Genomic DNA, 13768 nt, shown 5'->3' with positions numbered 1-13768 from the left:
CGCAGTTTACGTGTTGTAAATGAGCATTCTGAGAGCGATTTCAACGCAGCATCACCGAGCGCAGGCACTTTCCGTACGAAGCCTAAGATACGCGGTGGCGACGCGCCTCAATGATATTGGGCAACTGACCGATACGCGCCAGCAGACGACCCAGGGCATCGAGCCCTGGAATCTCCACGGTGATCGACATGGAGGCAGTGTTGTCCTCCTTGTTCGAACGCGTGTTGACCGCCAGTACGTTGAGCTTCTCGTTGAGCAGCACCTGGGTGACATCCCGCAGCAGACCGGAGCGGTCGTAGGCCTTGATGACGATTTCCACCGGGTAGGTCTGCACCGGTACCGGGCCCCAGCTCACCTGAATCATCCGCTCCGGCTCGCGCGCCGTCTGCTGCAGCGCCGTTGGGCAATCCTGACGGTGAATGGTGACGCCACGGCCGAGGGTGATGTAGCCGACGATGGGATCGCCCGGCAACGGTTGGCAACAGCCGGCCATCTGCGTCAGCAGGTTGCCGACGCCCTGGATCTGGATGTCGCCGCGTTTGCCCGGCTTGAAGCCCTGCGCCTTGCGCGGGATCAGCTCCAACTGCTCGTTGCCGCGCTCCGGCTCGACCAGTTGCTGCGCCAGGTTGACCGCATGGGCCAGGCGCACGTCGCCAGCACCCAGGGCAGCGAACAGGTCCTCGGCGGTTTTCAGGTTGGCCTTCTCGGCCAGCTTGTCGAAGTCCGCACCAACCAGGGCCATGCGTGCCAGCTCGCGCTCGAGCAGCTGCTTGCCGGCGGCAACGTTCTGGTCGCGATCCTGCAATTTGAACCAGTGGACGATCTTCGCCCGCGCGCGACTGGTGGTGACATAACCCAGGTTGGGGTTGAGCCAGTCGCGGCTCGGCGACCCCTGCTTGCTGGTGATGATCTCCACCTGCTCGCCGGTCTGCAGGCTGTAGGTCAGCGGCACGATACGACCGTTGATCTTGGCGCCTCGGCAGTTGTGGCCGATCTCGGTATGCACGCGGTAGGCGAAGTCCAGCGGCGTCGCGCCCTTGGGCAGGTCGATGGCGTGGCCGTCAGGGGTGAAGACGTAGACCCGGTCCGGCTCGATATCCACACGCAACTGCTCGGCCAGGCCGCCGATATCGCCCAGTTCTTCGTGCCACTCGATGACCTGACGCAGCCAGGAAATCTTCTCTTCATAGTGGTTGGAGCCGGACTTGACGTCGGTACCCTTGTAGCGCCAGTGCGCGCACACGCCCAGCTCGGCCTCTTCGTGCATGGCGTGGGTGCGTATCTGCACCTCCAGCACCTTGCCTTCCGGGCCGAGCACGGCGGTGTGCAGCGAGCGGTAGCCGTTTTCCTTGGGGTTGGCGATGTAGTCGTCGAACTCCTTGGGAATATGCCGCCACAGGGTATGCACGATACCCAGGGTGGTGTAGCAGTCGCGCACCTCCGGCACTAGCACGCGCACCGCACGCACGTCGTAGATCTGGCTGAACTGCAGGCCCTTGCGCTGCATCTTGCGCCAGATCGAATAGATGTGTTTCGCCCGACCGCTGATGTCGGGCTTGATGCCGGTGGCTTCCAGCTCCTGACGCAAATTCGCCATAGCGTCGTTGATGTACTGCTCGCGATCGAGGCGACGCTCGTGCAGCAGCTTGGCGATCTGCTTGTACTGCTCCGGCTCCAGGTAGCGGAAGGACAGATCCTCCAGCTCCCACTTGATATGGCCGATACCCAGGCGGTGGGCTAGCGGCGCGTAGATGTCGAACACCTCGCGCGCCACGCGCTGGCGTTTTTCCTCGTCAGCCTCCTTGACCGCACGGATGGCGCAGGTGCGCTCGGCCAGCTTGATCAGCGCCACGCGCACGTCGTCGACCATGGCCACCAGCATCTTGCGCAGATTCTCCACCTGCGTCTGCGAGCCGAGCACGACCGATTCACGCGGGTTGATACTGGCGCTGATCGCCGCCATGCGCAGCACGCCTTCGATCAGCTTGGCCACCACCGGACCGAAGCGCTGATGCACCGCGGCCAGGGTAATCTTGCCCTCGCGCACGCCGCGATAGATGACCGCGGCGACCAGCGAATCCTGATCGAGCTTGAGATCGGCGAGGATTTCCGCGATGTCGAGACCGGCGCGGAATGTCGAAGCGCCCTCGCTCCAGTGGTGCTGGTTGGTGTTGGCCTGTTGCTCCAGATCACGGGCGAATTCGCAGGCTTCTTGCAGCGCCTGACGATCCAGCGCCGGATCGACGCGGGTGACATGCTCCAACCAGGCCTCGAGATTGATGCTGCCGTCATCGTTGACCGGCTGATGCGCTCTCACCTGAACCATCGTCTTACCTTCCCTACGGTGCGCTTAGGTCGCACCGAGCAGTCGCCGGCCTTCTCTGAGCCGGTCGGATTAACTGAAAGAATGCGCGTCCTGCGCATCCCTGCGGTACCGAACGTACCGCTTTGGCCCGAGGCCTAGACCTCGGGTTTCTCGAATAAAGCCATCACCTCGACGTGCGCGGTCTGCGCGAACATGTCGAGAATCCCGGCACGGCGCAAACGATACCCCTGTTGCACCAGTTCGGCGGCATCGCGCGCCAGGGTGGTCGGGTTGCAGGAGACGTAAACCAGGCGCCGTGCGCCCAACTCCGTCATCCCGCGTACCGCCTGCAACGCACCATCGCGTGGCGGGTCAAGCAGCACCGCGGTAAAACCGCCCTGCGCCCAGGCCTCGCAAGCCAGCGGGTTGGACAGGTCGGCACGGAAAAAGTGCGCGTTGTCCAAACCATTGTTTTGCGCGTTGCCTGCGGCACGCTGCACCATCGCCTCGACACCCTCCACAGCCACCACTTCAGCGGCCTGCCGCGCCAGCGGCAGGGCGAAATTACCCAAGCCGCAGAACAGATCCAGCACCCGCTCGCCAGGTTGCACTGCCAACCAGTCTAGCGCCTGAGCGACCATCGCCTCGTTGACCAGACCATTGACCTGCACAAAGTCACCCGGCCGATAGGCCAAGTGCAGTTGCCAGCGCTCAAGCATGAAGCCCAGCTCAGCGGCCTGGTCGTCAGGCTGGGGTTGCCCCTCGCCCTGCAGCCACAGCTGCGCGCGATGCTCGCTGCAGAACACGCGCAGGCGACTCAGATCAGCCTCCGCCAGAGCGGCAGTGTGGCGCAGCAGCAGCGCTTCGGCCGTACCGCTGAACAGCTCCACGTGTCCGACTGCCTGTGGCTTCTCCAGACTGCGCAACAGCGCCGGCAACGCAGTGAGAATAGGCTGCAAGGGCTGTACCAGCACCGGGCATTCGTCGATGGCGACGATGTCCTGACTGGCCTCGGCACGAAAGCCGACCTGCAGTTGACGCGCCTTGGCATCCCAGCGTACGGCAATGCGCGCGCGACGGCGGTAGCCGAATTCAGGACCGGCAAGCGGCGCCGCCCATTCGTCTGGCTGCACGCCGCCCAGGCGTGACAACTGCTCGGCCAGCGTGCGCTGTTTCAGGGCCAACTGATCGGCATGAGGCATGTGCTGCAGGTTGCAGCCGCCGCAACGGTCAGCGTGCACGCAGGGCGCCGCGCGGCGCTCGCTGCTGGCGGCGATGATCCTTTCGGCGCGTGCCTCGACGGTCTGGCTGCGGGCAGCGAGTACCCGCGCCTCAACTTCTTCGCCGGCCAGTGCGCCACTGACGAACCAGGTACGTCCGCCTTCGAAGGCGATGCCGCGACCGTCACCGGCCAGACGCTCGATGGACAGCTTCTGCTTCTTGCCGACCGGCACCTGCGCCGCACGGCTGCCGCCGCTGGGCTGAAAGCGCAGGTTGGAGCTGCGTCTGGCCATCAGCGCGCCGGTTCTTCGTAAACGCCGGTGGACAGGTAACGGTCGCCACGGTCGCAGATGATCGCCACCAGCACCGCGTTCTCCAGCTGCTGCGAGAGGCGCAGCATGCCGGCCACCGAGCCACCTGAAGACACGCCGCAGAAGATGCCCTCTTCCCGCGCCAGGCGCCGCATGACGTGCTCGGCCTCGGCCTGGCCCATGTCCATCACCTGATCGACCCGTTCGGCCTGATAGATCTTCGGCAGGTATTCCTCGGGCCAGCGGCGAATGCCGGGAATGGCCGAGCCTTCCTGCGGTTGCAGACCGACGATCTGGATCGCCGGGTTCTGCTCCTTGAGGTAGCGCGAGGTGCCCATGATGGTGCCGGTGGTCCCCATGGAGCTGATGAAGTGGGTGATGGTCCCGCCGGTCTGGCGCCAGATCTCGGGGCCGGTACCGCTGTAGTGCGCCTCGGGATTGTCGCCGTTGGCGAACTGGTCGAGCACCTTGCCGCGGCCCTCGGCCTGCAGCTTCTCGGCCAGGTCACGCGCGCCTTCCATGCCCTCTTCCTTGCTGACCAGGATCAGCTCGGCGCCATAAGCGGTCATCGCCCACTTGCGCTCGGCGGTGGAGTTGTCCGGCATGATCAGGATCATCTTGTAACCCTTGATCGCCGCGGCCATGGCCAGGGCGATGCCGGTGTTGCCACTGGTGGCTTCGATCAGGGTATCGCCGGGCTGGATGGCGCCGCGCAGCTCGGCGCGGTTGATCATCGACAAGGCCGGACGATCCTTGACCGAACCGGCCGGGTTGTTGCCTTCCAGCTTGACCAGCAAGGTATTGCTGGTGTCACCGCCCAGGCGTTGCAGACGTACCAGAGGGGTATTACCGATGCAGTCGGCAATGGTGGGAAATTGCAGGGTCATGGGTCGCTCGAATCCAGACTGACGCGAAGGGGCGTCATGATACGCCGAACCCGCCGCGGCATCACCCAGCGAACGTAACCAGCGGCTGTTCGGCGTGATCAGGCCGCCGGCATGCGCAGCGATACGCGCAAGCCATGCCTGCCGTTCTCGGCCCAGACGCGACCGCCTTGTGTCTCGATCATGCTACGGGCGATGGCCAGCCCCAGGCCGAAACCGTCGCCGCCCGGCCTGGCGGTGCTGAGACGGGTAAACGGACGGAAGATGGTCTCCAGCTCGTTTTCTGCCACACCCGCCCCCTGATCCTCGATCCACAGCAACCAATGATCGCCTTCCTGCCGGCCAGCGAGGCGAACCAACCCGTCGTGCGGCGAATGCCGGATGGCATTGCGCAGGATGTTTTCCAGCGCCTGCGCCAGGCCATTGAGATTGCCGCGCACTCGGCAACCTACCGGCAGATCGCAGGGCATGCGCGCAAGTGGCCAGCCGGTTTCGAAGCCGGCGTTCTCGCGCAGCACATCCCACAGCCGGATTACATCCACCTCTTCGCAGGGCAGTTGCGGTCGCTCCGTGTCCAGCCAGACCAGTTCCAGAGCATCGCCGACCAGTTTTTCCATGGCATCCACTTCACGTGCCAGGCGCTGGCGCAGTGCAACGTTGTCACCCTCGTTCTCCCCGGCCACACGCAAGCGGCTCAGCGGCGTGCGCAGTTCATGAGACAGGTCGCGCAACAACTGACGCTGAAAAGCGACCGTACCCTGCAGGCGCTCCGCCATATGGTCGAAGCTTCGCGCCAGCTCACCCAACTCGTCCTTGCGCCCGGTGACCGGTAGGCCAAGCCTGGCAGACAGATCACCAGCACTCAGCGCGGCAGCCTGGCGTCGAAGGATCGCCAAGGGGGCGATCAACAGCCGATAAAGCAGCAGTGCCACGACCACGGCCAAGACCGCCGGCAGTACCCGTTGCAGGAGCAGCTCCCACAGCTCGTTGTACTTGCGCGGATTCAAGTGCTGCGGCAACGCCATGACCAGGCGGGTCTTTCCATCGCTGAAGGGCACGTAGAAGGTCGGCGTACCGCCCGGTCGGCCCACGGGAAAATCCAGCTTGCGCACGAAATCCAGGCGCTGCTCTTCTTCATCGCTCAGTGGTCGCGAGGCCAGCGAATGCTTGTGCTCATCGACCACCGCGGCCCAGACACGCTCACGCTCGTGCAGGTGCTGTAGATAAGCATCGACGCCAGGCGCCCCACCCTCTCGCCATGACTTTTCGGCCTGCCGCGCCTCATTTCTGAGGATCTGCCGGGTCGACTCTGGCAGATAGGAGGTCGCCTCGAGCAACATCCGCCCTACATCCACATGCAAGCTGACCAGCAGCAGACAGAACAGTGCCAGGGCACCAGCCAGCCGCCACAACAGCGAATGGCGTCCTGGCAGACTCATGGCCCGGCCTGCGTCAGGATGTAGCCCTTGCCCCAGACGGTATTCACCCGCGTGGCCTCATAGCCGACCGCCTGCAATTTGCGCCGGATGTGGCTGACGTGCATATCCAGGCTACGGTCGTGCTGGGAATAGGCACGGCGCAATGCCTGCTGATAAAGGAAAGGCTTGCTCAGGGCCTCGTCGCGATGCCGCCAGAGCAACTCCAGCACGCGGTACTCACTGGGCGTCAGGCCCACCCAGGTATCTGAGAAGGCGACATCGCTTCGCCCTTCATCGAACTGCAAGCCACCGTCGACGCTGCCGAGGTGCTGCTCGCGACGCTCATAGGCGACCCGACGCAGAATCGCCTCGACCCGCACGCTGAGTTCACCGAGGCTGAAAGGCTTGGGCAGATAATCGTCGGCACCCTGGCTGAACCCGGCGATGCGATTCTGCTCATCCCCCAGGGCCGACATCAGCAGCACCGGCACGCTGCGGCGCTGGCGCAGACGCTGTAGCACCTCCAGGCCATTGGTCCCGGGCAGAAGGATGTCCATCAGCACCAGATCGAAGCCTTCGCTTTCGGCCAACTGCAAACCTTCGCTGCCATCGTGACTCAAGGTCACATCAAACCCACAGCTCATCAGGTGCGACTGCACGTGGCTGGCGAGCAAGGGGTCATCCTCGACGGCAAGGATGCGAGCCGAGGTAGGTGTACGGGTCATCATGGTGGTCAACCGGGAGACATTGAATGCGAACAATTCTATCTACTAAACGCTAATCTCTCACCTACAGATTCCGCCGCGCCGAATCGCTACACTGCCCAGATGTTCCGAAGGAGGAAGGTCGTGTTCAAGGATCTCAGCATCAAAGGGCGCGTACTGCTGCTCACCCTGCTGCCCACCAGCCTGCTGGCATTGGTGCTGGGCGGTTATTTCACCTGGGTGCAGCTATCGGGCTTGCAGACTCAATTGCTGCAGCGCGGCGAGATGCTGGTCGAACACCTGGCACCCCTGGCGGCGCCGGCGCTGGAACAGAAGGACGTGAAAAAGCTCGAGCGTATCGCCCAGCAGGCGCTGGAGCACCCGGACGTTCGTGCGGTCGGTTTTCTTGCCCCTGAGCGCGCCTCCCTAGCGCACGCCGGCCCCAGCATGCTCAACCCCACGCCCAGCGGCCAGCCGGGCGTCAGCCTGCTCAGTGGCCAGGATGCCACGCGCTTTCTGCTGCCGGTCTACGACCAGCATCTGGTGCTCAACGACACCCTCGCCGAAGACGGTCAACTGGAGTTGCTCGGCTGGGTCGAACTGGAGCTCTCACACCAGGGCACACTGCTCAGCGGCTACCGCAGCTTGTTCGCCAGCCTGCTGCTGATCGCCGGCGGCCTTGCCGTCACCGCCCTGCTCGCCCTGCGCATGAGCCGCAGCATCAACGGCCCACTGCGCGCGATCAAGGCCGGGGTCGCACAGCTCAAGGACGGCCATCTGGAAACCCGCCTGCCACCGCTGGGCAGCCATGAAATGGACGAGCTGGCCTCTGGCATCAACCGCATGGCCGAGGCGCTGCAGAACGCCCAGGAAGAATTGCAACACAGCATCGAGCAGGCCACAGAAGACGTGCGCCAGAACCTGGAGACCATCGAGATCCAGAACATCGAACTGGACTTCGCGCGCAAGGAGGCCCTGGAAGCCAGCCGTATCAAGTCCGAATTCCTGGCCAACATGAGCCACGAGATCCGCACACCGCTCAATGGCATTCTCGGCTTCACCAACCTACTGCAGAAGAGCGAGCTCAGCCCGCGCCAGCAGGACTATCTGTCGACCATCGAGAAGTCCGCCGACAGCCTGCTCGGCATCATCAACGAGGTGCTCGACTTCTCCAAGATCGAAGCCGGCAAGCTGATGCTCGAATCCATCCCCTTCAACCTGCGTGACCTGCTACAGGACACCCTGACCATCCTCGCCCCCGCAGCCCATGAAAAGCAGCTGGAGCTGGTCAGCCTGATCTACCGCGACACGCCGCTGGCCCTGCGCGGCGACCCGCTGCGCCTGAAGCAGGTACTGACCAACCTGGTCAGCAACGCGATCAAGTTCACCCGCGAAGGCACTATCGTCATGCGCGCCATGGTCGAGGACGAGAGCGCCGACAGCGCGCAGCTGCGCATCAGCGTGATGGACACCGGCATTGGCCTGTCGGATGAGGACCTGCGCGCGCTGTTCCAGGCTTTCAGCCAGGCCGACAATTCGCTCAGCCGCCAGGCCGGCGGCACCGGCCTTGGTCTGGTGATTTCCAAGCGCCTGATCGAGCAGATGGGCGGCGAGATCGGCGTCGACAGCACGCCAGGCGAAGGCTCGGAATTCTGGATCACCCTGACCCTGCCCAAGGCACGCGACGATGCCGAAGATCTGCCGCGCGCAGCCTTTCAAGGGCGCCGTGTGGCCGTGCTGGAAAGTCACGAACTGGCGCGCCAGGCCCTGACCCACCAGCTTGAGGACTGCGGCCTGGAGGTGGAGAGTTTCTCCGATCCCGCTCAGCTCTTCGAAGCGGTGAACAACCAGCACACTCGCGAACGCCCACTGAGCCTGGCAGTGCTGGGCATTACCGCCAGCCAGCTCGCGCCCGAGAGTCTCGGCCAACGGATATGGGACCTCGACCGCCTCGGCTGCAAAGCGCTGGTACTCTGCCCGACCACCGAGCTGGGCCTGTTCCACGACTCGCTGCCAGACGCCTATAACCAGTTGCAGGCCAAGCCCCCTTGCACTCGCAAGCTGCACAAGGCGCTGATAGAACTGGTCAGCCCGCAACGGCCGATCAGCGAGCCCGTGGTGATCAGCGATACTCGCCGACCACAGATTCTCTGCGTCGACGACAACCCGGCGAACCTGCTGCTGGTGCAGACCCTGCTCGATGACCTTGGCGCCCAGGTGACTGCCGTCGACAGCGGCTACGCGGCGATAGAAGCGGTGCAGCAGGACAGCTTCGACCTGGTGTTCATGGACGTGCAGATGCCCGGTATGGATGGACGCGAAGCCACCGAAGTGATTCGCCAATGGGAAAGCGAACAGGGCCGCAGCACCACGCCGATCATCGCCCTCACCGCCCATGCCCTGGCCAATGAGAAGCGCGCCCTGCTGCAGAGCGGCATGGACGACTACCTGACCAAGCCGATCAACGACCGCCAGTTGGCCCAGGTGGTGCTCAAGTGGACCGGCCTCAACCTGCGCAACCCGCCAACGCACAAGGCCGCCCCGCCCGCCCCTGCGCAGTCGCAACCCAAGGTGCTCGACAACGAGGAAGGCCTGCGTCTGGCAGCCGGCAAGCCCGACCTCGCCGCCGATATGCTGAGCATGCTGCTGGCGGGCCTGCCCGGCGACCGCCAGGCCATCCGCCAGGCGCGCGCTAGTGGTGAACGCACGACGCTGATCGAGCGAGTTCACCGCCTGCACGGCGCTACCCGCTACTGCGGCGTGCCCCAGCTGCGCGCTGCCTGCCAGCGCAGCGAGACCCTGCTCAAACAGGACGATCCCGAAGCACAACGTGCCCTGGACGAGCTGGACGCAGCGATCGAGCGCCTGAGCGAAGCCGCCGCGCAAAGCGCTTGAGGAACCCATATGCGCATCTGCCTGTTCAGCAGCAAACCCTATGACCGTGACTCGTTTCTCGCGGCAAACTGCCCGCCCGACTGGCATCTGCAGTTCCACGAAACACGCCTGACCGCCGACAGCGTGGCATTGGCCAAAGGCAGCGAGGTGGTCTGCGCCTTCATCAATGACGACCTGTCCGCCCCGGTTCTGGAGCAATTGGCCGCTGATGGCACGCGCCTGATCGCCCTGCGCTCGGCCGGCTACAACCATGTCGACCTGGCAGCGGCGCAGCGTCTCGGCCTGCCGGTCGTGCGGGTGCCGGCCTATTCGCCCCACGCCGTGGCCGAACACGCGGTGGCCCTGGTCATGGCCCTCAATCGACGTACCCACCGGGCCTTCAATCGCACCCGCGAAGGGGACTTTTCCCTGCACGGTCTGACCGGCTTCGACCTGCATGGCAAGCGCGTCGGCGTGGTCGGCGGCGGCAAGATCGGCCAGGTCTTCGCCCGCATCATGCATGGCTTCGGCTGCCAGGTGCTGATTCACGACCCGTTCCCGCTGAGCGGGCTCGAGACCCTGGGCGCGCGTCAGGCGCCGCTGGACGAGGTGATCGCCAGCAGCGACATCCTCAGCCTGCACTGCCCGCTGACCGATGCCAGCTACCACCTGATCGACCGTGAACGCCTGACCCAGATGAAACGCGGCGCCATGCTGATCAACACCGGTCGCGGCGCCCTGGTCGATGCTCCCGCACTGATCGAAGCGCTGAAGAGCGGCCAGCTCGGCTACCTGGGCCTGGACGTCTACGAGGAAGAGTCGGAGCTGTTCTTCGAGGATCACTCCGACCTGCCGCTGCAGGACGACACCCTGGCCCGCCTGCTGAGCTTCCCCAACGTCATCGTCACCGCGCACCAGGCCTTTCTCACCCACGAAGCGCTCGACGCCATCGCCCGCACCACCCTGGACAACATCGCCGCCTGGCTCGCCGGCCGGCCAAGCAATGAGGTCAAGGCCGGCGCGTGATAGCATGCCGGCTGATCCGGAGGACCCATGGCCGAACACGATTTCCGTTATTCCCTGCTCAACCCGCAACACACCCTCACCGAATGCCGCGCACTGGCGCCGGGCCGCTACCAGGTCACCGGCAACGGCGGTTCGATCCAGGCCAATGACGTGCTGCTGGTCACCCTCAAGGGCAGTCGTGACCTGCACATGCGTCTGGACGTGGAAAAAGTACGTCACCTGATCAACCCGCCCGGCCAATGGCTGGCCGTGTGCAAGGGTCCGCAGTTCAAGGAACTGGCCATCCATAACTGGCAGGTGAACTGCGACAGCTGCGGCAAGCAGCTGGATTTCGAATTCGCCGTCGATGCGGCCCTTGGCAAAGCCGCGCAAGCGCCAGCCGCCGAAGCCCGCATCACCGAGCTGGGCTGGCGCAACGATGCCGGTCGTCACCTATGCCGCACCTGCCAGGAGGCCTGACAGCATGAACCGCGCCCTGCCCCTCGCCCTGCTCGCCGCCACCTTGGTAGGCTGCGCCAGCGACGCACCGCAGCTGGAAACCGAACGCAGCTACCAAGTGGAATGGATCGGCGAACGCCCGCTGATAGACCGCAGCCACCTGACCGTGACCTTTGCCGCTGACGGTCGCGCTCACGGTCACGCCGGCTGCAACCACTGGTTCGCTGGCTACACGCTGAAGGATGACTCTGTCCGTTTCGAAACCCCGGGCAGCACCCGCAAGATGTGCGCGCCCTCATTGATGGAGCAGGAGCAGCGCTTCCTCGCGGCACTGACTGAAGTGCAGCGCTGGGACTTCAACGACATCGGCCAACTGCAACTGTGGCCGGCCAACGGCAAACCGATTCGCCTGTGGGCGGAGTGACACGACGCTCGCCCTACAGGACGCACTCTGTTCCTGTAGGAGCGGCTTCAGCCGCGATAAAACCTCGCGGCTAAAGCCCCTCCCACGACGGCAACTACGCGAACAGCTCCAACTGCTCCTGCCGCCCGCGCAGATCATGCAGCCTGACGCCCACCCCGAGCAGTCGCACCGGCTTGCCACCCCGGGCAAAGGCGTTGCTCAGCAATAGCCGATAGCTTTCCAGATCCCGACTGGCCCCCGCCTGCTCCAGGGTGGTCTGGGTAAAGTCGTGAAATTTGACTTTGACGAAGGGTTTGTCCGGTCGATAGCTGGCGTCCAGCCGCTGCAAACGGCCGTTCATCTCCTCGAGCAGCGCCGGCAGCTTCTCCAGGCAGGCCTCCAGGTCGGGCAGGTCCTGATCGTAGGTATTCTCGACGCTCAGTGATTGGCGACGGCTATCCACCTGCACGGCGCGCTCGTCTATGCCGTGGGCCAAACGCCACAAGCGCTCACCAAAACTGCCGAACTCACGCACCAACGCCAGCTTGTTCCACTCCCGCAGATCTAGACAGGTGCGAATCCCTAAGCGCGTCAGCTTGTCGGCCGTGACCTTGCCGACACCATGCAGCTTGTTCACCGGCAACTCGGCAACAAAATCGTCGACCTGATCCGGGGTGATCACGAACAACCCGTTGGGCTTGCGCCAGTCGCTGGCGATCTTGGCCAGGAACTTGTTCGGCGCCACCCCGGCCGACACGGTGATGTGCAGCTCCTGCACCACGCGACGGCGAATTTCCTGGGCAATGCGCGTGGCGCTGCCAGCAAAATGCGCCGACTCGCTGACATCCAGATAGGCTTCGTCGAGCGACAACGGCTCGATCAAGTCGGTGAACTGGCGAAAAATGCCGTGAATCTCGCGGGAAACCGAGCGGTATACCTCGAAGCGTGGCTTGACGATCAGCAGGTCCGGGCACAGCTTCAGCGCATGCCGCGAGGACATCGCCGACCGCACGCCATAGGCACGTGCCTCGTAGTTGCAGGTGGCGATCACTCCACGACGATCAGCCGAGCCGCCAACGGCTAGCGGACGATTGGCCAGGCTCGGGTCGTCACGCATCTCGATGGCGGCGTAAAAGCAGTCGCAGTCAACGTGGATTATCTTGCGCACAACACCCTCGAAAGCCTTGCCAGGTCTGGTCTAACTCGCTGGAGTCTAACAGTTGTTTGAGGCTAACCGTCTGAGTTGAAAACAGTTTTTTGAAGATAATAGTTGACGCAAAGCTCTCTACCGGTAGAATGGCGGCCGCGGGATGGAGCAGTCTGGTAGCTCGTCGGGCTCATAACCCGAAGGTCGTAGGTTCAAATCCTGCTCCCGCAACCACCTTCCAAAAAGGCCACTCTAACGAGCGGCCTTTTTTGTTTGCCTGTCGATTAGTATTTTCGATCAAAAGCAAGAAACCGATTGACAACACTCCCTCCCTGAGTAGAATGGCCGCCGCGGGATGGAGCAGTCTGGTAGCTCGTCGGGCTCATAACCCGAAGGTCGTAGGTTCAAATCCTGCTCCCGCAACCACCTTCCGAAAAGGCCACTCTAATGAGTGGCCTTTTTGTTTGCCTGTCGATTAGTATTTTCGATCAAAAGCAATAAACCGATTGACAACACTTCCTCCCTGAGTAGAATGGCCGCCGCGGGATGGAGCAGTCTGGTAGCTCGTCGGGCTCATAACCCGAAGGTCGTAGGTTCAAATCCTGCTCCCGCAACCACCTTCCGAAAAGGCCACTCTAATGAGTGGCCTTTTTGTTTGCCTGTCGATTAGTATTTTCGATCAAAAGCAATAAACCGATTGACAACACTTCCTCCCTGAGTAGAATGGCCGCCGCGGGATGGAGCAGTCTGGTAGCTCGTCGGGCTCATAACCCGAAGGTCGTAGGTTCAAATCCTGCTCCCGCAACCACCTTCCGAAAAGGCCACTCTAATGAGTGGCCTTTTTGTTTGCCTGTCGATTAGTATTTTCGATCAAAAGCAATAAACCGATTGACAACACTTCCTCCCTGAGTAGAATGGCCGCCGCGGGATGGAGCAGTCTGGTAGCTCGTCGGGCTCATAACCCGAAGGTCGTAGGTTCAAATCCTGCTCCCGCAACCACCTTCAGAAAAAGGCCACTCAATCGAGTGGCCTTTTTC

At 63.3% G+C, this 13768-nt stretch carries 10 protein-coding genes and 5 tRNA genes; 9 read left to right on the top strand and 6 right to left on the bottom strand.

Features of this window, described 5'->3' with window-relative positions; translation table 11 throughout:
- Positions 1-82 precede the first annotated feature (82 nt).
- The 5 genes from relA to CXP40_RS11925 all read right to left on the bottom strand — a co-directional run bounded on the left by relA (position 83) and on the right by CXP40_RS11925 (position 6867).
- Positions 83-2326 carry a GTP diphosphokinase gene (relA, locus tag CXP40_RS11945; protein WP_099525263.1) on the bottom strand — a complete coding sequence of 748 codons (2244 nt, stop codon included), beginning with the start codon at positions 2324-2326 and terminating at the stop codon, positions 83-85.
- A 134-nt stretch (positions 2327-2460) separates the two neighbouring features.
- On the bottom strand, positions 2461-3819 hold the full coding sequence (gene rlmD / locus CXP40_RS11940) for a 23S rRNA (uracil(1939)-C(5))-methyltransferase RlmD (RefSeq protein ID WP_106733884.1): 1359 nt from the start codon (positions 3817-3819) through the stop codon (positions 2461-2463).
- On the bottom strand, positions 3819-4724 hold the full coding sequence (gene cysM / locus CXP40_RS11935) for a cysteine synthase CysM (protein ID WP_106733883.1): 906 nt from the start codon (positions 4722-4724) through the stop codon (positions 3819-3821). Before cysM ends, rlmD begins: the two co-directional genes overlap by 1 nt.
- Before the next feature lie 98 nt (positions 4725-4822).
- Positions 4823-6160, bottom strand: coding sequence for a sensor histidine kinase (locus CXP40_RS11930; RefSeq protein WP_106733882.1), 1338 nt, complete (start codon positions 6158-6160; stop codon positions 4823-4825).
- Positions 6157-6867 (bottom strand): response regulator transcription factor, encoded by a 711-nt coding sequence (locus CXP40_RS11925; RefSeq protein WP_106733881.1) that lies wholly within the window; start codon positions 6865-6867, stop codon positions 6157-6159. Before CXP40_RS11925 ends, CXP40_RS11930 begins: the two co-directional genes overlap by 4 nt.
- A 120-nt stretch (positions 6868-6987) precedes the next feature.
- Between CXP40_RS11925 and CXP40_RS11920 the strand changes: the two genes are divergently transcribed.
- Genes CXP40_RS11920 through CXP40_RS11905 form a run of 4 tightly spaced genes read left to right on the top strand, consistent with a single transcriptional unit; the run spans position 6988 to position 11605 of the window.
- Positions 6988-9738: a response regulator gene (locus CXP40_RS11920; RefSeq protein ID WP_106733880.1), complete on the top strand. Its 2751-nt coding sequence runs from the start codon at positions 6988-6990 to the stop codon at positions 9736-9738.
- A 9-nt stretch (positions 9739-9747) separates the two neighbouring features.
- Positions 9748-10743, top strand: coding sequence for a 2-hydroxyacid dehydrogenase (locus CXP40_RS11915; protein ID WP_106733879.1), 996 nt, complete (start codon positions 9748-9750; stop codon positions 10741-10743).
- Positions 10744-10770: 27 nt separating this feature from the next.
- Positions 10771-11202, top strand: coding sequence for a hypothetical protein (locus tag CXP40_RS11910; RefSeq protein ID WP_099525256.1), 432 nt, complete (start codon positions 10771-10773; stop codon positions 11200-11202).
- 4 nt (positions 11203-11206) lie between these two features.
- The gene (locus CXP40_RS11905) at positions 11207-11605 is read left to right on the top strand and encodes an META domain-containing protein (protein ID WP_099525255.1); all 399 of its coding nucleotides are present in this window, start codon (positions 11207-11209) and stop codon (positions 11603-11605) included.
- A 94-nt stretch (positions 11606-11699) separates the two neighbouring features.
- Here the strand turns inward: CXP40_RS11905 and dinB are convergent, their stop codons facing one another.
- The gene (gene dinB, locus CXP40_RS11900; RefSeq protein ID WP_106733878.1) at positions 11700-12752 is read right to left on the bottom strand and encodes a DNA polymerase IV; all 1053 of its coding nucleotides are present in this window, start codon (positions 12750-12752) and stop codon (positions 11700-11702) included.
- A gap of 136 nt (positions 12753-12888) precedes the next feature.
- On the opposite strand from dinB, the gene CXP40_RS11895 reads away from it, so the two are divergent.
- From CXP40_RS11895 to CXP40_RS11875, 5 genes are all read left to right on the top strand, one after another.
- Positions 12889-12965, top strand: a tRNA-Met gene (locus CXP40_RS11895).
- A 115-nt stretch (positions 12966-13080) separates the two neighbouring features.
- Positions 13081-13157 (top strand) — tRNA-Met (locus CXP40_RS11890).
- 114 nt (positions 13158-13271) lie between these two features.
- Positions 13272-13348 (top strand) — tRNA-Met (locus CXP40_RS11885).
- A gap of 114 nt (positions 13349-13462) precedes the next feature.
- Positions 13463-13539, top strand: a tRNA-Met gene (locus CXP40_RS11880).
- A 114-nt stretch (positions 13540-13653) separates the two neighbouring features.
- Positions 13654-13730, top strand: a tRNA-Met gene (locus CXP40_RS11875).
- The last annotated feature ends 38 nt before the right edge of the window (positions 13731-13768 follow it).

Origin of the sequence: Pseudomonas sp. YY-1, assembly GCF_002843095.1 — a bacterium.
Taxonomy (GTDB): domain Bacteria; phylum Pseudomonadota; class Gammaproteobacteria; order Pseudomonadales; family Pseudomonadaceae; genus Aquipseudomonas; species Aquipseudomonas sediminis_A.
This window is presented reverse-complemented; position numbering and strand designations above follow the sequence as displayed.